The organism is Streptococcus sp. 4886, from assembly GCF_013276485.1.
GTDB lineage: Bacteria > Bacillota > Bacilli > Lactobacillales > Streptococcaceae > Streptococcus.
The window spans coordinates 12,350-35,599 of record NZ_VMLD01000011.1 but is presented as its reverse complement, the minus strand read 5'-3'; the positions used below and the strand labels follow the sequence as shown (position 1 = coordinate 35,599).

The 23,250-nt window shown below is 42.1% G+C and carries 21 protein-coding genes; 4 read left to right on the top strand and 17 right to left on the bottom strand.

Going from position 1 to position 23,250, the window contains the following annotated elements:
• Positions 1-76: 76 nt before the first annotated feature.
• Positions 77-1,273 carry an MFS transporter gene (locus tag HT679_RS05990; RefSeq protein ID WP_049511969.1) on the bottom strand — a complete coding sequence of 399 codons (1,197 nt, stop codon included), beginning with the start codon at positions 1,271-1,273 and terminating at the stop codon, positions 77-79.
• A gap of 389 nt (positions 1,274-1,662) precedes the next feature.
• On the opposite strand from HT679_RS05990, the gene HT679_RS05985 reads away from it, so the two are divergent.
• Positions 1,663-2,211 carry an NADPH-dependent FMN reductase gene (locus tag HT679_RS05985; protein WP_049511968.1) on the top strand — a complete coding sequence of 183 codons (549 nt, stop codon included), beginning with the start codon at positions 1,663-1,665 and terminating at the stop codon, positions 2,209-2,211.
• 122 nt (positions 2,212-2,333) lie between these two features.
• Here the strand turns inward: HT679_RS05985 and yaaA are convergent, their stop codons facing one another.
• From yaaA to HT679_RS05960, 5 genes are all read right to left on the bottom strand, one after another.
• The gene (yaaA, locus tag HT679_RS05980; RefSeq protein ID WP_000697765.1) at positions 2,334-3,062 is read right to left on the bottom strand and encodes a peroxide stress protein YaaA; all 729 of its coding nucleotides are present in this window, start codon (positions 3,060-3,062) and stop codon (positions 2,334-2,336) included.
• Between the two features lie 78 nt (positions 3,063-3,140).
• Positions 3,141-3,305 (bottom strand): YczI family protein, encoded by a 165-nt coding sequence (locus tag HT679_RS05975; protein ID WP_049511965.1) that lies wholly within the window; start codon positions 3,303-3,305, stop codon positions 3,141-3,143.
• Between the two features lie 65 nt (positions 3,306-3,370).
• A complete protein-coding gene (locus tag HT679_RS05970) occupies positions 3,371-4,966 on the bottom strand; it encodes a hypothetical protein (protein WP_173213508.1) in 1,596 nt (531 codons plus the stop codon).
• Positions 4,967-4,977: 11 nt separating this feature from the next.
• The gene (locus HT679_RS05965) at positions 4,978-5,388 is read right to left on the bottom strand and encodes a peptide deformylase (RefSeq protein WP_173213506.1); all 411 of its coding nucleotides are present in this window, start codon (positions 5,386-5,388) and stop codon (positions 4,978-4,980) included.
• 113 nt (positions 5,389-5,501) lie between these two features.
• Positions 5,502-8,198: a cation-translocating P-type ATPase gene (locus tag HT679_RS05960; RefSeq protein ID WP_173213504.1), complete on the bottom strand. Its 2,697-nt coding sequence runs from the start codon at positions 8,196-8,198 to the stop codon at positions 5,502-5,504.
• A 307-nt stretch (positions 8,199-8,505) separates the two neighbouring features.
• Between HT679_RS05960 and mntE the strand changes: the two genes are divergently transcribed.
• Positions 8,506-9,690 (top strand): CDF family manganese efflux transporter MntE, encoded by a 1,185-nt coding sequence (gene mntE / locus HT679_RS05955; RefSeq protein ID WP_173213502.1) that lies wholly within the window; start codon positions 8,506-8,508, stop codon positions 9,688-9,690.
• A gap of 37 nt (positions 9,691-9,727) precedes the next feature.
• Here the strand turns inward: mntE and HT679_RS05950 are convergent, their stop codons facing one another.
• The 8 genes from HT679_RS05950 to cdaA all read right to left on the bottom strand — a co-directional run bounded on the left by HT679_RS05950 (position 9,728) and on the right by cdaA (position 18,021).
• Complete coding sequence (locus HT679_RS05950) at positions 9,728-11,599, bottom strand: ABC-F family ATP-binding cassette domain-containing protein (protein ID WP_173213500.1); 1,872 nt, start codon at positions 11,597-11,599, stop codon at positions 9,728-9,730.
• Positions 11,596-12,795: a CCA tRNA nucleotidyltransferase gene (locus tag HT679_RS05945; protein WP_345890091.1), complete on the bottom strand. Its 1,200-nt coding sequence runs from the start codon at positions 12,793-12,795 to the stop codon at positions 11,596-11,598. Before HT679_RS05945 ends, HT679_RS05950 begins: the two co-directional genes overlap by 4 nt.
• Entirely contained in the window at positions 12,792-13,559 is a 768-nt protein-coding gene (dapB, locus tag HT679_RS05940) for a 4-hydroxy-tetrahydrodipicolinate reductase (protein ID WP_173213498.1), read from the bottom strand. The genes HT679_RS05945 and dapB overlap by 4 nt, the downstream gene beginning before the upstream one ends.
• A gap of 163 nt (positions 13,560-13,722) precedes the next feature.
• Complete coding sequence (locus HT679_RS05935; RefSeq protein ID WP_023943697.1) at positions 13,723-14,571, bottom strand: DegV family protein; 849 nt, start codon at positions 14,569-14,571, stop codon at positions 13,723-13,725.
• Position 14,572: 1 nt separating this feature from the next.
• Positions 14,573-14,947 carry a DUF1149 family protein gene (locus HT679_RS05930; RefSeq protein WP_001050087.1) on the bottom strand — a complete coding sequence of 125 codons (375 nt, stop codon included), beginning with the start codon at positions 14,945-14,947 and terminating at the stop codon, positions 14,573-14,575.
• A 73-nt stretch (positions 14,948-15,020) separates the two neighbouring features.
• Positions 15,021-16,373 (bottom strand): phosphoglucosamine mutase, encoded by a 1,353-nt coding sequence (glmM, locus tag HT679_RS05925; protein WP_173213496.1) that lies wholly within the window; start codon positions 16,371-16,373, stop codon positions 15,021-15,023.
• A gap of 24 nt (positions 16,374-16,397) precedes the next feature.
• The gene (locus tag HT679_RS05920) at positions 16,398-17,177 is read right to left on the bottom strand and encodes a CdaR family protein (RefSeq protein WP_173213494.1); all 780 of its coding nucleotides are present in this window, start codon (positions 17,175-17,177) and stop codon (positions 16,398-16,400) included.
• Positions 17,164-18,021 (bottom strand): diadenylate cyclase CdaA, encoded by an 858-nt coding sequence (cdaA, locus tag HT679_RS05915; protein WP_050089436.1) that lies wholly within the window; start codon positions 18,019-18,021, stop codon positions 17,164-17,166. The genes HT679_RS05920 and cdaA overlap by 14 nt, the downstream gene beginning before the upstream one ends.
• A 135-nt stretch (positions 18,022-18,156) precedes the next feature.
• On the opposite strand from cdaA, the gene HT679_RS05910 reads away from it, so the two are divergent.
• Both HT679_RS05910 and HT679_RS05905 read left to right on the top strand, forming a co-directional pair.
• Complete coding sequence (locus HT679_RS05910; RefSeq protein WP_173213492.1) at positions 18,157-19,125, top strand: NAD(P)/FAD-dependent oxidoreductase; 969 nt, start codon at positions 18,157-18,159, stop codon at positions 19,123-19,125.
• Positions 19,126-19,678: 553 nt separating this feature from the next.
• Positions 19,679-20,254, top strand: a complete 576-nt coding sequence (locus tag HT679_RS05905) for a hypothetical protein (RefSeq protein WP_000593540.1) — start codon at positions 19,679-19,681, stop codon at positions 20,252-20,254.
• 207 nt (positions 20,255-20,461) lie between these two features.
• On the opposite strand, the gene whiA is transcribed toward HT679_RS05905, so the two are convergent.
• The 3 genes from whiA to rapZ are packed head-to-tail and all read right to left on the bottom strand — an operon-like array spanning position 20,462 to position 23,234.
• Positions 20,462-21,373: a DNA-binding protein WhiA gene (gene whiA / locus HT679_RS05900; RefSeq protein WP_173213490.1), complete on the bottom strand. Its 912-nt coding sequence runs from the start codon at positions 21,371-21,373 to the stop codon at positions 20,462-20,464.
• Positions 21,370-22,347, bottom strand: a complete 978-nt coding sequence (locus HT679_RS05895) for a YvcK family protein (protein ID WP_050280515.1) — start codon at positions 22,345-22,347, stop codon at positions 21,370-21,372. The genes whiA and HT679_RS05895 overlap by 4 nt, the downstream gene beginning before the upstream one ends.
• Positions 22,344-23,234, bottom strand: a complete 891-nt coding sequence (rapZ, locus tag HT679_RS05890) for an RNase adapter RapZ (RefSeq protein ID WP_000163062.1) — start codon at positions 23,232-23,234, stop codon at positions 22,344-22,346. The genes HT679_RS05895 and rapZ overlap by 4 nt, the downstream gene beginning before the upstream one ends.
• Positions 23,235-23,250 lie beyond the last annotated feature (16 nt).

Sequence of the window (23,250 nt, the reverse complement as noted above, 5' to 3'; positions counted from 1 at the left end):
AAAGTAAAGACAGCTCCAAAATCAACCTATTAAAAAACCTGAGCTTGGCACTCAAGTTTTCGTAAGTTCTTTTAATCTATGGAATTATTTTATCATCTATTCTTTTAGCCATTTTTCCTAAAAATACAGGCAATAGAAGGCTAATCATGACTAAAAAGAATCCTAGATAAAGAAATGTTACTACAAAGCCTAAATGGTCAATCAACCAGCCTGTCAGTGGGAAGAAGACAATCATACTCAGGCTAAACATCATAGAGTAGACACTCAACATGGTTGCCCTTACTTCACTTGGAAGGCGCTCTTGCAAATCGTTGTCAAAAATGGGCTGAAAAAGAGCATATAGAGCATTACTAATCAAATAAATCAAAATATAGATTAGAGGTGTTCCAAAGTAGGATAACATATAGGTGACGCCAGTCAGCAGCACGAGGATAGGGAAAAGCTTCAAGGCAGCATAGTTCTTTCCAATCTTACTCGCTAGATAGACTGCGACGATATTTAAGAGACTACCAAGTAGCATAACTGCTGAAATTTGCCAACCACTTAAATCTGGTAACTGATTTTGATAGTAAAAATAAAACATGCACATGAGTGTTCCGACAATCTGAGACAAAATCATCCAGTTGAACAGCATGGGATTTCGCTTCAACTCATCCTTAACAGTCCAAATAATCTGTTTCATCGTCACACTATCAGCTTTTTCTAGCTTGACACTAGGTTCTTTCAGCATCCAAATCAGGAAAAGAACTATGATAGAAGTCGCAATCATGATATAGTAGGTCAGGTGCAATTGGCCATGGACAAAAAATCCTGCCAACACTGTTCCCAAAGACCGAGTTCCTTCTGACACTCCTGATAGGAAGCTTGAAATGGATAGATAACGCTCCTTTAGTCCAGCCTCTACAGCTGAATCATAAACCATTGCTGCGCTTGTTCCTGAATCAAAATTATAAGACAAGGCACTCACAGCCATAGCTAGTGCATAAATCCAAAAATTTCCCTGCCCAGCCAACATAAGAATAGAAGATACAATCCCTGCTATACGACTTAAATAAAGGTTGGTCTTATAGGAATAGCGGTCAGCTAACATACCAGATGGAATTTCACAGAGAAGACTGGTCGTATGAAAAATACTTTCCAGAAGTCCAATCTGCCAAAGAGACATTCCGTTTTGACTGAGAAAGAGAATCCAAAAACTGGTAATCCCTAAAAATGCAAAAAACTCAACTCCGGCCATCAGGCCAATATTTTTCCGATAATTTCTTATTAACATATTTTCTCCTTAACAAGTGTATTATTATTTCTTTTATTCGTCACTTGTTAATCTTTGCCTTACATGATCTCCACCCCTTTTTAGAAGCATTCTTCAATGCCATTATTATTCCTTTAATGATTTATGAAATGATACCGGAAAATAGCTGTTCTGCGGTTTCTATTGCGAGTTTTCCTGTTTATTTTAGCACTTATGTCATCATATTACAAGAGAATATTGGAATACTCTTCGAAAATCAAATGCATTCCAGTAGCAAGTGACTAGAGTTTCGCCAATTTTATAGTTTTACTTATCTTTGAGCAAATTTCTTGCAAGGTGTTTTCTTTTGTTGTAATATATTTTATAACAACGAGAGAGTTCTCGGAAATTTAAGAAAAAGGAGACACATCATGTCTAAAAAAGTATTATTTATCGTCGGATCCCTACGTCAAGGTTCTTTTAACCACCAAATGGCTCTCGAAGCTGAGAAAGCACTTGCTGGTAAAGCGGAAGTTAGCTACCTTGATTATTCATCTGTTCCTCTCTTCAGCCAAGATTTGGAAGTTCCAACTCACCCAGCTGTAGCTGCTGTTCGTGAAGCGGTTCTCGCTGCTGATGCCATCTGGATTTTCTCTCCAGTCTACAACTTCTCTATCCCTGGAACAGTGAAGAACTTGCTTGACTGGCTATCTCGTGCCCTTGACTTGTTTGATACACGCGGCGCTTCTGCCCTTCAAGACAAGTTTGTCACAGTATCATCTGTAGCCAATGCAGGTCACGATCAACTCTTCGCTATCTACAAAGACCTCTTGCCATTTATCCGTACACAAGTCGTTGGTGATTTCACTGCTGTACGTGTTAATGACTCTGCCTGGGCAGACGGAAAATTGGTTCTTGAAGAAACAGTCCTAAACTCACTTGAAAAACAAGCGGAAGACTTGGTTAATGCTATCAAGTAACTAATATAATAAAAGCGAACAAGACTACTTTTCTGACACTCAGAAGACTAGCTTGTTCGCTTTTTTCTCATTTATAAACTAAAATAGCTGATGATACATATTGTCAAATACAAAATATCTTTTCATACTTCCTTTACAAAAACCAATTCCTGTGGCTGTGACAAATCTTCTCGGTAGTTAAATCCCGCAAAACTTAAGCGACGAGCTTCATCGACCGTCTGTACTTGATTTTCTATCAGGGCTGTCAGGAAAGCACCACGCGCTTTCTTGGAAATAGTTGAATGAATTTTCAGCTGACCACCTCTATCCTCCATGAATTTGAAGGTCACCATCTTTTCTCTAATTTCCTTAGAAAATACCGTCTCAAACTCGGACGACAAGAGAGAGAAAATCACTTCTTCCTGCGTCACAGCTTCATCATAGACTGCCTTCCAATGGTTCTTCAAAGTCTTACCAGCGACTTTTAATTTCATCAAAAAATCCAAACGGTGAGGTGCCATAGGTGACAAGGCTGGAACAACACCGTACAAAGCCGAAGTAATAAAGACATGATTTTCAAGATAGGCTTGTTCCGCCTCGGTCAATTTGTCTCGCTTGATATGGCGATACATGAGCCCATCAAAAAGTTTCAAGGCTGGGTAGTGTTGAGCAGTTTGCCTTTTCAAAGCTTGGATATGTTGAAATTCTTCCGCAGCCTTCTCAGCTGATACCTTGTAAAAACTCTCCAATTGACTAGTAGAATAGAGGGCCAAGGCATCCAGCACAGCCTGACTTTCTGGTTTTAAAGGAGCGGCTTCAATACTTGGCAAATCTGTGTTCATTTCTTTTGCTGTTGGGATTAAAATTTTCATATTGATAGTGTAGCATATTTTTTTGTCACTACCAAGAAATTCATCTGAAAAACCTCGATTTGACCGAGGTTTCTCTATTTATTTGGGCCATCCTAACCAGACAGCCACGAGAACAAGGGCTAGCCCAGCTAAACTTGTTAAGATAGATAAGAATTTATCTTTTTTCTCCTTGAACTGAGAAAAACCTATCTTCAAAGCGAGCAGTCCGAGTAGCATTGAAGCAAGCATCAAATAAAAACCCATTTCTTTGTCCTCCATTAGTCTTAATTTACTCTATTATAACATATATTTCTTAAATAAACCTTTTTTTACTGGACTTTAAAGGTCTTGAGATAGTTGTCTTTTCCTACTTGACCTTCGAAAGCTTTACCATTTTCAAGGTAAGGGAGGTCATCTGATACTGAGGCCTTAACCTTGTAAATCTTGCCATCAACTTTAAAGAAGTAGACGGTGTCGCCCTTGATAACAGCTGATTTGAGGTCTGCTACCACACCCTTGATGCTTTCTGTCGTTGCATTGTCAATTTCAAGATCGTTTTTATTAGCATACTTGCTGAGCATCTCTTCCACTGTAGTAGCTACGATGACATTCTGGTACTCGACTGCGTCCACCAAAGCATACTCTTTGACCAAGCCTGCATTGTCCTTCAAGCCCATGATGTAGAGAGGCTTGTCATTGAGGTTGATGAGGATTGGGAAGGTCGCCTTGTAGGATTTCTCCTGAACAGCACCTTCGGCTGATTCACGGGCTGATTCTTCGGTCGCAGAAGCCAAACTGTACTTAGTGATTTCTCCTGTCCGCATATTTTCAAGGATAAAACCAAGATTACTTTCATCTGCATTGGCCGATGTCACACCTGTATAGAGGTAAATATCATTACCGATAGACAAATAATTATATCCCTTGGTAGTCTGGGTCACGTTTTTCTTGGAAATCATAGCATTCCAGAAACCATCCTTGTACTTGCCGTTGTAGTTGATTTGCTCAATAGTTTCCTCAGCTGGATAAACCCTGTCCACCCATTCTGGAACATCTGACAAGCTGTATTCCTTGGTTTCTCCATTTGTGGCATCCAAGATAATGACTGAAACGGGACGAGGAACTGCAAGTCCAAATTGCTTTTGGTAAACCGTTGCTACATAGAAAGGGTTGCCCTCATCGTCTACCTCGAAAGATGGAGTCTTGAAGATTTTAGTTGGGTACTTCAAGCGCAGGTGGCGTTTGACATCGCGGTTAAAATACTCCGAGTCCGAATACTTGATTGGTGTCTTCAAGTCCACCAAGTCCGCATTACCAGTTACCATGTCCACCTTAATATATTCGCCGATTCCCTTGGCCTGATTGTTAAACCACTTGATAGGATCTGCATATTCTAGTGGTGTGACTCGATAAGGCTTCCCATCAATCGTCAATTGGGTATAGGTGTCTGCCGCTACGTACTGCGACACCTTATCCGTTAGGGAACCCAAGTAGCGGTCGCCAATTTTTTCAGCAGTACTTCTATCTAAGATAGGAACCTTACTGGTGTCAGTCTTAGGAAATTCAGTAAAGTCTTTTTCCGTAACCGTGACTACATTGGCATAATTTTTAGCCTGAAAAATGCTGGAAGTCACCAAGGAAACCAAGGCTGCTAAGAGAAGAATTCCTCCAATCGAAGCTAAAAGAACTTTCCCTAACCGATTGATTTTGAAACCCTCAAGATTTAAGGCAGCTTCCGCCTTGCCGTGGCGCACATGAACCGTTTTGACCAGATTGATCCCCTTGCCAAAGCCAAATAAGATTGCTACAAGCAGCAAATGCCCACAGAGGAAAAAGAGAAATTCCCAGCTGGTCAGGTTAAGGGGCGGTAAAAAGATATACCAGGTCGTTGCGATAAAAATAAGTTCAAAGATTATTCGTTTCATTTGCTTTCCTCCTAAATGATTCGTCCTTCCAAGTGATCCAGTTCATGCTGGCAAATCTGGGCTGGGAAGCCTGTCAAGGTAATGGTCTGTTCCTGCCACTTGCTGTCACGATAAGCAACCCTTATGGTTTCATAGCGGGTCGTCGGTCGAACCCCAGCCAAAGACAAACAGCCTTCCTCTGTCTCATAAGGTACTTCAAAGGACAGGAGCACTGGGTTAAACATAACCACAGGAACCAATCCAAGATTAAAGATAATCACGCGCTTCTGCACCCCAATCATATTGGCTGCTAGACCAACACAAGTTTCTCGATTTGCTAAGAGTGTATCCTGTAAGTCTCTAGCAAGATGCAGGTCTTCCTGATTTGCCGGCTGAGACACCTGAGATAAAAATAAAATATCCTTCACAATTTTCTTTTCCACTTCCTCACACTCCTCTTGCTTTTTACTATATTATAGCAATTATAGCACAAAAGCTGATAACTGCAAGCCCTTTCCCTCAACTATAGTAAAAAGTCATCCGAAGATGACTTTTTTTAAATCGCATTCTTGTCAAAGCCGAGTTTACGTTGAACAAACTTAACAATTTCGACAATAATAATCATTGAGAAACTTCCGCCCATGACGATTCCCCATTGAGACAAGTCTAGTTTGGTTACGTGGAAGATTCCTTCAAGCGGTTCTACGACAATTGTTGCCATAAGAAGGATGAAGGATACCAAGATAGACCAGTTGAAGGTCTTAGACTTGAATGGGCCAACTGTCAAGATGGATTGGTAAACAGATTTCACATTGTAGGCATGGAAGAGCTGAATCAAACCAAGGGTTGCAAAGGCCATAGTAAGGGCATCAGCATGAATGGCATGATTGTCCCCCACATGTACTGGATAAGCAATCGCAAGGGCATAAACACTCATAACAATAGCTGCTTGGAGTACACCTTGATAGATGATAGAACTCAAAACACCACCTGAGAAGAAGCTTGCCTTGCGTCCACGTGGTTTATGGTTCATGACACCAGGCTCAGCAGGTTCAACACCTAGTGCAATTGCTGGGAAGGTATCCGTTACCAAGTTAATCCACAAAAGATGAACTGGTTGCAAGACGTCCCAACCAAACAAGGTTGATAGGAAGATGGTCAATACTTCAGCAGTATTGGCAGAAAGAAGATATTGAATAGTCTTTTGAATGTTTGAGAATACCTTACGTCCTTCTTCAACTGCGACGATGATAGTCGCAAAGTTGTCGTCAGCAAGAATCATGTCAGAAGCCCCCTTAGAAACCTCTGTACCAGTGATTCCCATACCGATACCGATACCGGCTGTTTTCAGAGCTGGCGCATCATTGACACCGTCACCTGTCATGGCAACGACCTTACCTTGTTTTTGCCAAGCCTTGACGATACGAACCTTGTGCTCTGGAGACACACGGGCATAAACAGAGTATTGAACAACTACTTTTTCAAAGTCTTCATCTGACAGTTCATTGAGTTCAGCACCAGTTAAAACGTGGCCTTCTGTATCATTTGCGTCAATGATTCCCAAACGTTTAGCAATAGCTTCTGCTGTGTCTTGGTGGTCACCTGTAATCATGATTGGACGGATTCCCGCTTCCTTGGCTACACGAACAGCCTCAGCTGCCTCGGGACGTTCAGGGTCAATCATCCCAATCAAACCAGTAAAGATTAAATCATTTTCAAGCTCTTCAGAAGTGAGATTTTCTGGAATACTATCGATAATCTTATAAGCACCTGCAAGGACACGCAAGGCTTGATGAGCCATTTCAGAATTGTTTGTATGAATGAGATTTGTAACCTTCTCATCAATCGGAGCAATATCCCCAGCTTTGTCACGAAGAACACAACGTTTCAAAAGTTGGTCTGGCGCACCCTTGACTGCTACAAGGAAACGACCATCTGGCAATGGGTGAACTGTTGACATGAGCTTACGGTCAGAGTCAAATGGCAATTCAGCTACACGAGGATATTTGTCTAAAAATCCTTTAACATCGTAGCCCTTGTCCAAGGCATATTGGATAAAGGCTGTTTCGGTTGGGTCACCAATCAGATTTCCTTCCACATCGATTTTCGTATCATTTGCCAAGACAACTGAACGAAGTAGTGGCATTTCAAGACCTAGTTCAATGTCATCAGCTGAATCATGTAGAACCGCATCGTAGAAGACTTTTTCGACTGTCATCTTGTTCATAGTCAGCGTACCAGTCTTATCAGAAGCGATGATTTCAGTTGAACCAAGTGTTTCTACTGCTGGCAACTTACGAACGATAGAGTTTCGTTTGGCCAAAACTTGAGTACCAAGGGAAAGAACGATGGTCACGATAGCAGGAAGTCCTTCTGGAATGGCTGCAACGGCAAGGGCAACAGAAGTCAACAACTCACCAAGTGGATTTTTTCCTTGAATGAAGACACCCACTACAAAAGTAACAAGGGCAATGACCAAGATTGCATAGGTCAAGACCTTAGAAAGGTTGTTCAAGTTTTGTTTGAGGGGTGTATCCGTCTCATCCGCATCTTGGATCATACCAGCAATATGACCAACTTCAGTGTACATACCTGTATTGACAACAACACCAAGACCACGACCATAGGTCACGTTAGAGTTTTGGAAGGCCATATTGACACGGTCACCAATACCAGCATCTGCAGCAAGTTCAACTGTCAAGTCTTTTTCAACTGGAACAGACTCACCTGTAAGAGCTGCTTCTTCGATTTTAAGAGAGTTAGCTTCAAGCAAACGTAGGTCTGCAGGTACTACATCACCAGCTTCAAGGGCAACAATATCACCTGGTACTAATTCTTTAGAGTCAATCTCAGCCATGTGCCCATCACGAAGAACACGGGCAGCTGGACTAGACATGGATTTGAGGGCTTCGATAGCTTCTTCTGCTTTTCCTTCTTGGTAAACACCAAAGGCAGCATTGATGATAACCACGGCTAAGATGATAATGGCATCTGCGATATCTTCCCCACCAGAAGTCACGACTGACAAAATAGCTGCCGCAACTAGGATGATAATCATCAAATCCTTAAACTGCTCGATGAATTTGACCAGGATTGATCGTTTCTCGCCTTCTTCGAGTTCATTGTGGCCAAATTCAGCAAGGCGCTTTTCCGCCTCACTTGATGACAAACCTTGCTCGGTCGCATCCACAGCCTGCAAGACCTCTTCAGGACTCTGAGTGTAAAACGCTTGGCGTTTTTGTTCTTTTGACATGTGTCTCCTCCTTGACATTGTGTGCAAAACAGACTCTCTTTTCCCTCATCGTATCTTTTTACGACAAACAAAAAGAGACCTGTTAATCATAACAAGTCTCGCTGTTTAAGATAGTGCCGGAAAGCATACTTTTCAGTATAAAATTCGGAATGACGACACTATCACAGGTTTCTGCCAGCTACTCCCTTGAGTAATTCTATTATACCAAATTTTGAAAAGTTTTCAAAGAGTAAAAACTGACTCATTTGAATTTTCTCTTGAAAACCAGTATAATGGTAGAATGCTATGTGACTAGAAAGGAAGTTGAATGAAGCAATCTATTTCAAATCTCAAGTTGGCTGAGCGTGGGGCCATTATCAGCATTTCAACCTATTTGATCTTGTCTGCAGCAAAATTAGCAACAGGCCACCTCCTTCATTCATCCAGTTTGGTGGCCGATGGTTTTAACAACATATCGGACATCATTGGAAATGTGGCCCTCTTGATTGGCATTCGGATGGCGCGCCAACCTGCTGACCGAGACCACCGTTTTGGTCACTGGAAGATTGAAGATTTGGCTAGCTTAATCACTTCCATCATCATGTTTTATGTTGGCTTTGATGTGCTGAGGGATACCATTCAAAAGATTCTCAGTCGGGAAGAAACGGTCATTGATCCTCTGGGTGCAACTCTAGGAATTATGTCTGCAGCGATTATGTTTGTGGTGTATCTCTACAACACTCGCCTCAGTAAGAAATCCAACTCCAAGGCACTAAAGGCTGCCGCCAAGGACAATCTTTCTGATACTGTTACCTCACTTGGTACGACTATTGCCATCCTAGCTAGCAGTTTCAATTATCCGATTGTAGATAAACTGGTTGCTATCATCATCACTTTCTTTATCTTGAAGACCGCCTATGATATCTTTATCGAGTCTTCCTTTAGTCTTTCAGATGGCTTTGACGATCGTCTGCTTGAGGACTATCAAAAGGCCATTATGGAAATTCCCAAGATCAGCAAGGTTAAGTCGCAAAGAGGTCGCACCTACGGTAGCAACATTTACCTTGATATTACGCTAGAAATGAATCCTGACTTATCTGTTTTTGAGAGTCATGAAATCGCGGATCAGGTCGAGTCTATGCTGGAGGAGCGTTTTGGCGTCTTTGACACCGATGTCCATATCGAGCCAGCACCTATCCCTGAGGATGAAATTTTAGACAATGTCTATAAAAAATTGCTTATGCGTGAACAATTGATTGATCAAGGAAATCAACTGGAAGAACTCTTGGCTGACGATTTTGTCTATATTCGTCAGGATGGAGAGCAGATGGATAAAGAGGCTTATAAAGCCGAAAAAGACTTGAATGCTGCTATCAAGGACATCCAAATCACTTCCATCAGTCAGAAAACAAAACTCATCTGCTATGAGTTAGATGGTATCGTCCATACCAGTATCTGGCGCCGCCACGAAACCTGGCAAAATATCTTTCATCAAGAAACCAAAAAAGAATAGAGAAATCCTGTCCATGAGACGGGATTTTTCCATTCTTCTAGCTATCAAACTCACTTAAATACTCATAGCGTTCGTATTTTTCAAGGAGTGCTTCGTTTTTCTCATCCAGTTCTTTTTGGAGAGTAGCCAGCTTACCAAAGTCAGAGCCGTTGGCCTGCATTTCCTCTTCAATCGCAGCGATACGGTTTTCCAAGGCTTCAATATCACCTTCAATGCTTGCCCACTCCTGCTTTTCTTGGTAGGTCATGCGTTTCTTCTCTTCTCGAACCTTGACCACTTTTTCCTTTTCGGCCTTTTGCACTTGATTGGCCATCTCTGTTTCAAAGGCTTTTTCATCAAGATAGTCGGTATAATGACCAAAGAAAGGACGAATCTTGCCATCCTCAAAAGCGAGAATCTTAGTCGCTACCTTATCTAAGAAATAACGGTCGTGACTAACAGTCAAAACTGGACCAGCAAAGCCTTGCAAGAAATTCTCCAAAACTGTCAAGGTTGCAATATCTAAGTCATTTGTCGGCTCGTCCAAGAGAAGAACATTTGGTTTCTCCAAGAGCAGTTTGAGGAGATAAAGACGTTTTTTCTCTCCCCCAGACAATTTCTCAATCAAGGTCCCATGCGTCGAACGTGGGAAAAGGAACTGCTCCAGCAGCTCTGCAATCGAAGTCGTAGAACCACCGCTGGTCTTGACCTCTTCTGCCACTTCCTGCAAGTAATTGATCACTCGCTTGCTTTCATCCAAGCCCTCAATTTGCTGAGAGAAATAGGCAATGCGAACTGTTTCCCCAATCACAACTTGACCTGCTGTCGGCTCAAGACTGCCTGCAATCAGGTTGAGCAGGGTTGATTTTCCAACACCGTTATCCCCAACGATTCCGATGCGGTCTTTGGCCTGCACCAAGAGATTAAAATCTTGCAAAATAGGCTTGTTTTCATAGGCAAAGGAAACATCCTGAAACTCGATGACCTTTTTCCCAATCCGACTGGTTTCAAAGTTCATGGTCAAGTCTGTCTCAGTAACGCCACCTGAAACTTCTTTCTTCAAATCGTGGAAACGATTGATACGAGCCTGCTGCTTGGTCGCACGCGCCTGCGGTTGTCTGCGCATCCAGGCCAATTCTTGTTTGTAGAGTTGTTCTTTTTTATGAAGAAGAGCCGCGTCGCGCTCATCCTGTTCCGCCTTTAGGCGAACATAGTCCTGGTAATTTCCCTGATATTCGGTCAAGCCTGCGCGATCCAATTCGAAAATGCGAGTTGACAAAGCGTCTAGGAAATAACGGTCATGGGTAATAAAAAGGACGGTCTTCTTAGAATTTTTCAAAAAGAGGGTCAGCCACTCAATAGTCGCAATGTCCAGATGGTTGGTCGGCTCATCCAGAAGCAAGAGGTCGTGGTTGCCAAGTAAGACTTGCGCCAACTGGACCCGTCTTCTTAGACCACCTGACAATTCCCCAACAGGAGTAGATAAGTCCTGAATCCCCAGCTTGCTAAGAACCGTCTTGACCTGACTCTCGATTTCCCAAGCTTGGAGAGAGTCCATTTCAGCCATGACCCGTTCCAAACGAGCCTGCTTGTCCTCACTGTAGTTGAGCATGAGAAGTTCATACTCACGAATAAGCTGGATTTCCTTGAGGTCGCTAGATAGAACCGTATCCAAGACCGTCTTGCTATCATCAAAATCAGGATCTTGGGTCAAGTAACCAATCTGGTAATCATTCTTAGCTGAAAAGGGACTAACATCCCCATCAAATCCAGAAACACCAGAAAGAACATCTAAAAGGGTGGTCTTACCAGTCCCATTGACACCGATTAAACCAATTCTATCCAAGTCATGGATGATAAAGGAAATATCCTTAAAAACGGTCTTATCACCGACGGATTTACTTAGTTTTTCAACGATAAAATCACTCATTTTTTCTCCCTTAGATAAGCATGGATGGCTTGACGGTCATTTTCCAATTCTCCATCGACAATAGCAAACTCAATCTCTGTTAAAATCTCTCCCAAGTCTGGTCCCGGCTGATAGCCATATTCCTTGATCAAAATACCACCATTAATCTGAATTTCTTTCTTGTCATGAATGGTCAGACTCTGGTAGGTTTCTGTGATGGCTTGTGGGTTGACTGGTTTTCCCTGAGCCTGACGAAGACTTTCAGCCTGTAAAAGCAAATCCAAGTCAAAGCGATAACAATCTCGCTTGCTCAATTCTCCCTTTTCACGCAATGCCAAAATAGTCAGCAAATCCTGTACCTGCTTGGCAAACTGGCGTGAGGTCTTCCAAGCTTTCAAAAATGGCTGCGCATTTTCAATCTCCAAAGCCCACAGTAAAGCTGCCCAGGCTTGCTCTGAAGATTCAAAGGTGAAATCAGTCTCCAAATCAAACAGTCTATTGAGCTTGTCCTGGCTAGCTGCCATATCAGGGAGATAGTCATAAGCTTGACTCTCAATCATGGAAGCCAAACCCCTTCTCCAAAATGGAGCCAGCAAGAGTTTATCAAACTCAACGAAGGTACGCTCCACAGAAATTTTCTCCAAAAGTGGCGTCAAGGTCTTCATAGCTTTAAAGGTTTCTGGCTCAAGTTCAAAGCCAAGACTGGCCTGAAAACGGAAACCACGCATAATCCGCAAAGCATCTTCGTTGAAGCGCTCACTAGGAACTCCAACCGCCCTCAAGACCTGCTTTTCCAAATCGTCTAAGCCATGGAACAAGTCTATGATTTCTCCTGTCTCATCCAAGGCAAAGGCGTTGACTGTGAAATCACGGCGTTTGAGGTCTTCTTCTAGCGAACGAACAAAAGAAACCGCACTGGGTCTGCGATAGTCCACATAGACATCTTCAGTTCGAAAGGTGGTTACCTCATACTCCTCATCCCCATCTAAAACCAAGACGGTTCCATGCTCGATTCCGATATCGGCTGTTCGCGGAAAAATCTGCTTGGTCTCTTCTGGATAAGAAGACGTCGCAATATCCACATCATGGATAGGACGATTGAGGAGGGCGTCTCGAACAGAGCCCCCAACAAAATAGGCCTCAAAACCTGCTTCTTTAATTTTTTCTAATACTGGTAAAGCCTTCTGAAATTCAGAAGGCATTTGCGTTAATCTCATAATAAGTGTTCTAATCCATAGACAAGCTCATGACGCTTGACAACTTCTTTAATTCCCAAATTAACCCCTGTCATGAAGGAGCTGCGATCATAGGAGTCATGACGGAGGGTCAATCCTTCTCCCTGATTGCCAAAGATGACTTCCTGATGGGCTACCAAACCTGGCAAACGAACTGAGTGAATCCGCATACCATCAAAGTCAGCACCACGGGCACCTGCAATCAATTCTTCTTCATCAGGCGCACCTTGCTGGATAGACTCTCGAACTTCCGCCATCAGCTCAGCTGTTTTAATAGCTGTTCCACTCGGGGCATCCTTTTTCTTGTCATGATGGAGCTCGATAATCTCCACATTTGGGAAATATTTAGCAGCCTGCGTCGCAAATTGCATGAGTAAGACAGCACCCAAGGCAAAGTTAGGAGCGATCAAACCACCCAAATTTTGTTCACGAGAAAATGCTTTTAACTCTGCAATTTCTTCACTTGTGAAACCAGTCGTTCCAACTACTGGAGCAAATCCATTTTCAAGAGCAAAACGTGTATTTTCATAGGCAACAGTTGGAGTAGTAAAATCTACCCAGACATCCGCTTCAAAACCTGCTAAATCAACCTTATCCTTGAAAACAGGAATACCCTGCCATTCTGACTCAGACTCAAAAGGATCCAAAACTGCTACCAAGTCCAAGTCTGGATCAGCCAAGACCATCTGACAAGCAGCCTGGCCCATCTTTCCCTTAAAACCAGCAATAATTACTCGAATACTCATCTCTACTCCTGTCTAAGATACTAAGGACGTTAGCTGCCCATGAAAAATAGGGAATGGCGCTGACTTCCCACGAAAGGCAAGACAGGCATCTTTTTTCAAGAGGTAGCTAGTCCGTGTTCAATGGCTATGATACAAGATTTCTTAACTAGCCTAGAAGCGCCAACTAAATCACTGGAATATAACCCAGAGCAATACTTCCTGCTCCTAGGTGGGTTCCAATGACACTACCAAATGTAGCAAGTGAAACATCTGAACTCAATCCAGATTCAATCAAGTGCTGACGCAATTCCTCAGCCTTTTCAGGAGCATTCCCATGAATGACAATGACACGATATTGCCCTGAAGCTGTTGCTTCCTTGATAATCTCAATTAAGCGCTTAGTTGCTTTCTTTTCCGTACGAACTTTTTCGTAAACTTCAATCACACCTTGGTCATTGAAATAGAGGATTGGCTTAATGCTAAGCAAATTGCCCAAAATAGCAGCACCATTTGAAAGGCGTCCACCTTTCACCAAATGATCCAAATCATCTACCATGATAAAGGCTGACGTACGACTGATTTGAATGGCTAGCTTATCCTGAATGCTGGCAAAATCATCGCCCTGGTCACGCCAATTAAAGACGCTTTCAACCATGATACCCAGAGGAGCACTTGTAATCAAAGTGTCTGGAAAAGCAATGGTTAAGCCCTCATATTCATCTATCATATACTGTATATTTTGGTAAAAACCTGAAATTCCAGAAGATAGGAAAAGCCCCAAAGCATGGGTATAGCCTTGTTCTTTGAGCGAAGTTAAGATTTCATCTAACTTGGCAATACTTGGTTGACTAGTCTTAGGCAGTTCAGAAGCCTGAGCCATTTTTTGGTAAAATTCCTCAGCAGTCAGATTGATGCCTTCGACATACTCCTCACCATCAATATTGACAGGAATATCCAAGACAAATAAATCTTCTCTTTGCAAGGTCTCTGCACTGAGATAGGCAGAGGAATCTGTGATAACAGCTAATTTCATATTAGAACTCCAAATTGATTCCTGGTAAGTCTAATGCAATTTCAGTTACTTCGTAAGTCAAACGGTTGAGCATATTCAAACATGGACGAGCCAAAGTTTCCACTTCTTCTTGGCTCAATTCACTTGGTTCATTGACAATACGGCCATCGATGTGGTTTACCTGTGAAATGGTTCCACTGATGACAAACTTATCAAATACAATCATAAAGGTCAAGATGACAATCAAGGAAGTCACTTGATTTTCTTGATCATGTTGGAGCAATTGGAAGTTCACATCCACCTTAGTTTCAGGAGCTCCATTTTCATTTTCCCATTCAAAATTACGCGCATCAAAATGATACTGACTAACAAATTCTTGTTCACGTTTAAGATTCATGTCTTTCTCCCTCGGCTACAATATTATAAGCTATTGTACCATAATTTTTTATTTTCATCTAGTTTTCTAGGATTTAGTCAATCCCGATTTCAGCTCGAACTACGTCTGCGATGGTATCAACATAGTAGTCTACTTCTTCTGTTGTAGGCGCTTCTGCCATAACACGCAAAAGGGGCTCTGTTCCACTTGGGCGTACTAGGATACGACCATTCCCTGCCATTTCAGCTTCCATCTTCTCGATGATGACCTTGATAGCTGGCACTTCCATTGCCTTTTCCTTCATGGCATTTTCCACTCGGATATTGACTAATTTTTGTGGATAGATGGTTACTTCTGCTCCCAACTCTGACAAGCTCTTACCAGTTTCCTTCATGATTTTGGTCAATTGGACAGCGGATAATTGGCCATCACCTGTTGTATTGTAATCCATCAAGATGACGTGACCAGACTGTTCACCACCGAGGTTGTAGCCTGATTTTCTCATTTCTTCAACAACGTAGCGGTCGCCAACTGCAGTGACTACCTTGTTAATACCTTCACGGTCCAAGGCCGTGTGGAAGCCAAGGTTGGACATCACAGTTGTCACAATTGTATTTTGAGCCAATTGTCCTTTTTCAGAAAGGTATTTCCCGATAATGTACATGATCTTGTCACCATCAACGATGTCACCATTCTCATCAACAGCAATCAAACGGTCACTGTCTCCGTCAAAGGCCAAACCAATAGCTGAGCCGCTTTCTTTGACCACTTCTTGAAGGGTTTCTGGGTGGGTTGAACCAACATTAAGGTTGATGTTAAGACCATCTGGTGTTTCCCCTATAACAGTCAACTGAGCACCAAGGTCTGCAAAGATTTGACGGGCACTTGTAGAAGCTGCACCATTAGCTGTATCCAAGGCAACCTTCATTCCTTCAAGAGGAGTTCCAGTTGAAACAAGGTATCCTTCATACTTACGCAAGCCTTCTGGATAATCTACCAAGGTTCCCAAGCCTTCTGCACTTGGACGAGGAAGAGTATCTTCTGCAGCATCTAGCAAGGCTTCAATTTCTGCTTCTTTTTCATCATCTAGTTTGAAGCCATCACCGCCAAAGAACTTAATTCCATTATCAAGGGCTGGGTTGTGGCTAGCAGAAATCATGACACCGGCGCTTGCTCCCTCTGTTTTAACCAAGTAAGCTACTGCTGGTGTCGCCAGAACACCTAGTTTGTAGACGTGAATCCCTACAGAGAGGAGACCTGCCACCAAGGCAGATGCTAACATTTCCCCAGAAATACGTGTATCACGTCCTACAAAAACTTTCGGTGCTTCCGTTTCATGTTGGCTAAGAACATAGCCTCCAAAACGTCCTAGTTTAAAGGCCAATTCTGGCGTTAATTCTACGTTAGCTTCTCCACGGACTCCATCAGTCCCAAAATATTTACCCATTTTTACAAAATCCTTTTTCTATTTTTAATTCGTTTTTGAACTAGTTGCTTTCGTTGACGACGATGTCTCCGACGAACTGCTTGCGCTTGAATTTGATGTGCTTGAACTTGGTGCTACTGGTTTTGTAGTCACCTTCATTATTGTATCAAAGGGAGTGATAACTGCCGGTAAGACAACACCATTGCGGTCGATTGCCTGCAAAGGTACTGAACCACTGTAATTACCTGTTATGCGTTCGCTGGTTGGCAAGACAGCGATAATCTTATCAATTCTATCCAATGTCTCTTGGTCACTCGTAATCGACACTTCTTCATCTGACAGCGTGACATTTTCAATCTGTACCCGACTATCAATTTGACTAGGGTCAATCTCTGGTACAACCTTTACCTTATTCTTCTGAGCCTTCTTACCAATCTTGACTGTAATTTTTTGCGGAGTCGCCACAGCGGTCAGCCCATTGGGTAAATCTTCAATGCTCAAAGGAACTTCAATCGTTCCAACACTGGCATCTGTTAGGTCAGCAGTAACCTTGAATTTACGTGTGCTTTCTTGCATTTCACTAGCTAGCGATAGGCGATTTGCACCAGTCAAGACCACTGATACTTCTGAAGCAAAACCACTAATAAAATACTCATCACTATTATAGCGTATGTCAATAGGGACATTTGTTACTGTATTCGTATAGGTTTCCGTTTTTACCTGCCTAGCACTGGTACTGTTTTGAAAATTCGTCGCCGTAGCATAGACAAATAAGACACAAGCAAAAAAGAGTGAGGATATAATATATAAACTATTTTTTCTCATGTTTCCATCCTCCCAGCAATCGTTCTTTAAAACTAAGACCTGCTTCCTCTTTTGGAAGTAAGATTTCACGTAATTCTGTTTCAAATTCATCAAGTGTTAGGTTGTGCTTAAAGCTTCCATTATAGGTTATCGAAATTCCTCCCGTTTCCTCTGATACGACAAAAGTCAAGGCATCTGAGACTTCTGATAAACCGATAGCCGCCCGGTGTCTGGTCCCAAATTCCTTGGAAATTCCTGTACTTTCTGTCAAGGGCAGATAGGCAGACGTCACAGCGATACGTTCTTCTCTGATAATCACCGCACCATCATGTAGGGGAGTGTTGGGAATAAAAATGTTAATGAGAAGTTCTGCAGAAATCTTAGCATCTAAGGGAATTCCTGTCGAAATATACTCCTGCAAGGTACGTACACGCTGAATAGCAACCAAGGCCCCGATTTTACGAGGACTCATGTATTCAACAGACTTAACAAAGGCACGAATCATCTGTTCCTCAGCACTAATAGGGGCATTGGAAAAGAAATCTGTCGCTCTTCCCAAACGTTCCAAACCAGTCCGAATCTCTGGAGAGAAGATAACAACCGCCGCAATAACCCCATAAGTGATAATTTGATTGATTAACCAAGAAATCGTAGTCAAGCCAATCATATTTGCAAGGATTTGAGCTAAAATAAACACCAAAACTCCACGTACCAAAATCATAATCTTGGTTCCTGCAATAGCTTTTGTAAAATGGTATAAAATATAAGCAACAATCAAAATATCAATCAGATTGATAGCTATCGTCCATGGACTTGCAAACAAACTGGTCCAATATTGCAGATTGGATAATTGTTGAAAATTCATCCCTGATATCCTCCCTATCAAAACACTTTCGTCCTATTATACCATTTTCTGGCATTTTTTTCCCTATCCTAGTCCATTTTACATTGAGCAAAAATATGATACAATAAACTGACTAGAAAAAACAAAGGAGAAACCATGTCTCAACTCTATGATATTACCATTGTAGGTGGTGGTCCTGTCGGTCTTTTTGCGGCCTTTTACGCCCACCTACGCCAAGCCAAGGTTCAAATCATCGACTCTCTTCCCCAGCTAGGTGGACAACCTGCTATTCTCTACCCTGAAAAGGAAATCCTAGACATCCCAGGCTTTCCAAACCTGACTGGAGAAGAATTGACTAACCGCTTGATTGAACAGCTAAACAGCTTTGATACCCCTATTCATCTCAATGAAACAGTTCTTGAAATTGAAAAACAAGAAGAAGGCTTTGCCATTACCACTTCTAAAGGAAGTCACCTATCTAAAACTGTTATCATTGCTATGGGTGGCGGTGCCTTCAAGCCACGTCCTTTGGAACTAGAAGGCGTTGAGGGCTATGAAAATATCCACTACCACGTTTCTAACATCCAGCAATACGCTGGTAAGAAAGTGACGATTCTTGGTGGAGGAGACTCGGCTGTGGATTGGGCTTTGGCTTTTGAAAAAATTGCGCCAACTACCCTTGTCCACCGCAGAGATAATTTCCGCGCCTTGGAACACAGTGTCCAAGCCTTGCAAGAATCATCTGTAACCATCAAGACACCATTCGTCCCTAGCCAACTCCTTGGAGATGGAAAAACGCTTGATAAACTTGAAATCACAAAAGTTAAATCTGATGAAACCGAAACGATTGACCTAGACCACCTTTTTATCAACTATGGTTTCAAATCTTCTGTCGGTAACCTCAAAAGCTGGGGGCTCGACCTCAACCGCCACAAGATTATCGTCAACAGCAAACAAGAATCTAGCCAAGCAGGTATCTATGCTATCGGTGACTGCTGCTACTATGACGGAAAAATTGACTTGATTGCGACAGGTCTCGGAGAAGCTCCAACTGCTGTCAATAATGCTATCAACTACATCGACCCTGAGCAAAAAGTACAACCAAAACACTCTACTAGTTTATAAAAAAGAACCACGAGTCACATAGGATTCGTGGTTTTAAAATGAACTACACCTCAAAAGTTAGACAGAAATACATCTAACTTCTGATATGCAGCCCACCTTCTCTTTGCTCTTGTTTGAATAAGAAATTTTTTGAAGAATCATTAGATTATACAAAGTATTCATATCAGCCTTTTAAAGCTATATAAAAACTCTCCAACTATTCTATTATACCATATAAAAAAATAAATAAATAAATAGACTTGTTTTTTTCTTTTTTTGACGTATACTAATAATAGAAAGCGCTTTAAATAAAATAAAAGGAGGTTTTATGAGGAAAGTAAATAAGGACATTTTATTCTTAACTGGAATCATAGTTTTATGTTTTGGTTTTTTATTATTTCACATCAACCCCTATTATGCCGAACCCTATGCGACACTGAAAGAAAGAATAAATTTATTCTTTTGGCAACTATATTGGAGACCTGTAGGAACTCTCAGTATTATTTCGGGTTGCATTATAACTTTCAAAGGATTGAAAAAATAATCTTTTACTCATGAAGAAAGGAAATTTGTTATGATTAAACTGAAACTATTGTTTTTCTCTCTACTATCAAGTCTATTATTCTTAGTCACAACATCTACGGTTTTTGCTGATGTCTATCCTGGTACAAATTATGAAATTGTATCTAATCGTATTGTAAAAGATATCAACACAGGAGAGTTATTGTCATTTTATACGACTGAACTTAGAGACGCCTATTTAGAGTCTAAATCTACGTATCAGACTCGTTCTAATGCAACTGGTGTTGCAGACTATAGAACTAAATACTCTCACTCTTACAAGAAAAGCACCACATCAGGTCCTGTAAGTTCAACTGCCTATGGTGGAAAAGCTGGAGCTACTCTGACTGTAGGTGCAGGTGTTAGCTTTTCTGCTCCGGAGTCTGGAGCTGGACTTAGTTTAAATCACTCAGTCTCCCATAACGTACCACCCTACACTTATGGTTATATTAGACTAAAAGCATCTTACACAGTAAACGTTCGTAAACTAGAAGTTAGATACTTAGGCACCAACAAATGGGTTCCAGCTGGTGAAACCTCTACTATATCGAATGTTAGCGTTTGGAGCGAACTGGTCACTTGGAAATAACTCATTAGAGACTGGGTAAAAACTCAATTTCAGGAGAAAATGAAATAAATTTTCTCACAATAAAACGCATAGTATTACGGTTCAAGTCAACACCGGATATTATGCGTTTTTGATTTTAAAGAGCCAAATTTCTTAACTTAATGACATTGCTTTTTGCCCAACCTCTTTTTATTTCAAAAAAGAACCTCGCAAAACAAGAGCCTGGTTTTATAGTTCATCAGCTAATTTATTTATCTTTCTGAGTCTGTGATTGACACCACTTTTTGTAAGGGGATTGCTGAGGCTATCTGCTAACTGCTGGATAGAGTAGTCTGGGTGCTGAATCCGCAACTGCGCTACTTCCTGCAAATCCACTGGCAGATTTTCTAAGCCCATAATATCTTTGATTTTGCTGATATTGTTGATAGTCTTCATGCTGGCAGAAACTGTCCGAGCGATATTAGCTGTTTCAGCATTATTAGCCCGATTGAGGTCATTACGGGTTTCTCGCAAAATCTTTACTCTCTCAAAATCATCACGCGCCTTCATAGCTCCGATGACTATCAAGAAGTCCATAATATCTTCGGCACGCTGGAGATAGGTCACAACTCCCTTCTTGCGCTCAAGCACCTTGGCATCCAGTAAAAACTGCTGGAGAAGGGAGGCAAGCCCTTGCGCGTGGTCCAGATAAACAGAACTGATTTCCAACTGGTACTTACCTGATTCAGGGTCACGAATGCTTCCATTTGCCAAGAAAGCGCCACAGAGATAGGAACGACCTGCTTCCTCATCCGATAAAATCGCCTCATCAATACCTGTTTCCAGACCAAAGAAGGAGTCTGCCAAGTGCAAATCACTTAACAAATCCTGCACCTTTTCATCTGTAAAAACGGTATAGACCCGATTCTTGCGGAGATTGCTTCTTTGGTGGTGACGGATTTCCGATTTGATTTCATAGAAATGGAGAAAGGACTCATAGAGGTGACGAGCCAGTTTGGCATTTTCTGTCACGACGGACAAGGTCAAGCCCGAAGTCGAGAGACCGATACTACCAGACATCTTGATAATGGCAGATAATTCATGCCGGCTCAGATGGTGTTGACCCAGAATTTCTTCTTTTACTGCTACTGTGAAACTCATTTTCTCACCTGTATAATCCGCATCAATTCGTCCACAATCAAATCTCCATCGTGGAAGGCACCCCCATTTTCCAGACGAAGGAAGTTGGATGAAATCACACGCGGAACTTGCTGACAAAGACCAGCAAAATCATGTTCCACCTGCACCAAGTATTCATCAAAACGGTTGGAATTCATGTATTCCTGAGGCACTTTTTCGATATTCACCAAGACAGTATCGATAAAAGGTCGACCAAGGTGACGATGCAGGACCTCCACGTGGTCACTATCTGTAAAATGTTCTGTCTCCCCACGTTGGGTCATGATATTGCAGACATAGGCGATTTCTGCCTTAGTTTCCAAAAGCGCCTGCCCGATTTCCTTAATCACGATATTGGGCAAAATAGAGGTAAAGAGAGAACCAGGGCCGAGAACAATCATGTCACTTTCAAGAATGGTCTGCACTACTCGACGGCTAGCCAGAGGCGTATCATCGTTGAGGGTATTGGTCACATAGACATGGTCAATCATGCCTGGATGGTCTGCAATATGACTCTCTCCAGCCACTTCTGTCCCATCCTGAAAGACTGCATGCAGGGTCAAAGGATGGTCACTGGAAGGATAAATCTTCCCAGTCGTATGGAAAAATTTACTCAGCAACTGCATGGCATTATAGGTCGAACCCTGCATTTCTGACAGGCCAGCGATAATGAGATTTCCCAATGGATGGCCAGCAAAGGCTCCAGCATCCTCAGAAAAGCGGTATTGAAAGACCTTTTCATAAAACTTAGGCATATCCGACATGGCCACAAGGACATTGCGAAGATCACCTGGCGGTGTCAACTGCTGCATATTTTTTCGGAGTTCACCTGATGAACCACCATCATCCGCCACCGTTACGATAGCAGCGATTTCCACATCTTTTTCACGCAGACTTTTAAGAATGACAGGGATCCCAGTCCCTCCACCAATCACCGTTATCTTTGGTTTTCTCATGAACGGTTTACCGTTTCCTTTCTTCGGTCTTTGTCGCGATGCCCTTCATTAACAGGCCAATTCTTGGATAAGTCCTGCGCCAAGCGTTTAGCAAAGGCCACACTACGGTGTTGTCCGCCCGTACAGCCCATGGCAATGGTCAAAACGGACTTCCCTTCCTTTTGGTAACTTGGCAAAATCGGCTCAATCAAGGCCAATAAATGCTGATAAAAATCTTCTGACTCAGGATGATTCATGACATAGTCATAAACAGGTTCATCCACACCCGTTTGGTTTCTCAGTTCTGGTAGGTAGTAGGGATTGGGCAAGAATCGGACATCAAAGACCAAATCTGCATCAATCGGGATTCCATATTTAAAGCCGAAAGACATGACTTCGATACGGAAAGACTGGGCTTGTTCTTGATCTGAAAACTGCTCTGCAATGGTTTTACGTAGCTCACGAGGAGTGAGTTCAGTTGTATCCACCACATTTTGGCTCATATTTTTCAAAGGTGCCAAGAGTTCACGTTCCAGCTTGATTCCATCCAAAATCCGTCCATCTGCAGCTAATGGGTGACTCCTTCTGGTTTCCTTGTAACGAGCAACCAATTCCTTATCAGCTGCATCCAAAAAGAGAATTTTAAAGTCCAGTTCTTCCTTGTTTTCCAACTCATCCAAAACAGCTTGAATCTCCGAGAAGAAAGAACGGCTACGCATATCCACTACCAAGGCCAACTTAGGATCGTCTTCCTTAGTTTCCACCAACTGCAAAAACTTAGGCAAGAGGGCTGGCGGCATATTATCAATAGTAAAATAACCTAAATCCTCGAAAGACTGAATGGCTACAGTTTTGCCCGCACCACTCATCCCTGTCACAATCACCAAGTGAAGTTGTTTCTTTGTCATCTTTTTCTCCTTATAT

What these genes read in the sequence shown, in the direction of transcription:
- HT679_RS05990 (WP_049511969.1), bottom strand. Translation starts at nt 1,273, where the DNA reads ATGTTAATAAGAAATTATCGGAAAAATATTGGCCTGATGGCCGGAGTT.
- HT679_RS05985 (WP_049511968.1), top strand. Translation starts at nt 1,663, where the DNA reads ATGTCTAAAAAAGTATTATTTATCGTCGGATCCCTACGTCAAGGTTCT.
- yaaA (WP_000697765.1), bottom strand. Translation starts at nt 3,062, where the DNA reads ATGAAAATTTTAATCCCAACAGCAAAAGAAATGAACACAGATTTGCCA.
- HT679_RS05975 (WP_049511965.1), bottom strand. Translation starts at nt 3,305, where the DNA reads ATGGGTTTTTATTTGATGCTTGCTTCAATGCTACTCGGACTGCTCGCT.
- HT679_RS05970 (WP_173213508.1), bottom strand. Translation starts at nt 4,966, where the DNA reads ATGAAACGAATAATCTTTGAACTTATTTTTATCGCAACGACCTGGTAT.
- HT679_RS05960 (WP_173213504.1), bottom strand. Translation starts at nt 8,198, where the DNA reads ATGTCAAAAGAACAAAAACGCCAAGCGTTTTACACTCAGAGTCCTGAA.
- mntE (WP_173213502.1), top strand. Translation starts at nt 8,506, where the DNA reads ATGAAGCAATCTATTTCAAATCTCAAGTTGGCTGAGCGTGGGGCCATT.
- HT679_RS05950 (WP_173213500.1), bottom strand. Translation starts at nt 11,599, where the DNA reads ATGAGTGATTTTATCGTTGAAAAACTAAGTAAATCCGTCGGTGATAAG.
- HT679_RS05945 (WP_345890091.1), bottom strand. Translation starts at nt 12,795, where the DNA reads ATGAGATTAACGCAAATGCCTTCTGAATTTCAGAAGGCTTTACCAGTA.
- dapB (WP_173213498.1), bottom strand. Translation starts at nt 13,559, where the DNA reads ATGAGTATTCGAGTAATTATTGCTGGTTTTAAGGGAAAGATGGGCCAG.
- HT679_RS05935 (WP_023943697.1), bottom strand. Translation starts at nt 14,571, where the DNA reads ATGAAATTAGCTGTTATCACAGATTCCTCTGCCTATCTCAGTGCAGAG.
- HT679_RS05930 (WP_001050087.1), bottom strand. Translation starts at nt 14,947, where the DNA reads ATGAATCTTAAACGTGAACAAGAATTTGTTAGTCAGTATCATTTTGAT.
- glmM (WP_173213496.1), bottom strand. Translation starts at nt 16,373, where the DNA reads ATGGGTAAATATTTTGGGACTGATGGAGTCCGTGGAGAAGCTAACGTA.
- HT679_RS05920 (WP_173213494.1), bottom strand. Translation starts at nt 17,177, where the DNA reads ATGAGAAAAAATAGTTTATATATTATATCCTCACTCTTTTTTGCTTGT.
- cdaA (WP_050089436.1), bottom strand. Translation starts at nt 18,021, where the DNA reads ATGAATTTTCAACAATTATCCAATCTGCAATATTGGACCAGTTTGTTT.
- HT679_RS05910 (WP_173213492.1), top strand. Translation starts at nt 18,157, where the DNA reads ATGTCTCAACTCTATGATATTACCATTGTAGGTGGTGGTCCTGTCGGT.
- HT679_RS05905 (WP_000593540.1), top strand. Translation starts at nt 19,679, where the DNA reads ATGATTAAACTGAAACTATTGTTTTTCTCTCTACTATCAAGTCTATTA.
- whiA (WP_173213490.1), bottom strand. Translation starts at nt 21,373, where the DNA reads ATGAGTTTCACAGTAGCAGTAAAAGAAGAAATTCTGGGTCAACACCAT.
- HT679_RS05895 (WP_050280515.1), bottom strand. Translation starts at nt 22,347, where the DNA reads ATGAGAAAACCAAAGATAACGGTGATTGGTGGAGGGACTGGGATCCCT.
- rapZ (WP_000163062.1), bottom strand. Translation starts at nt 23,234, where the DNA reads ATGACAAAGAAACAACTTCACTTGGTGATTGTGACAGGGATGAGTGGT.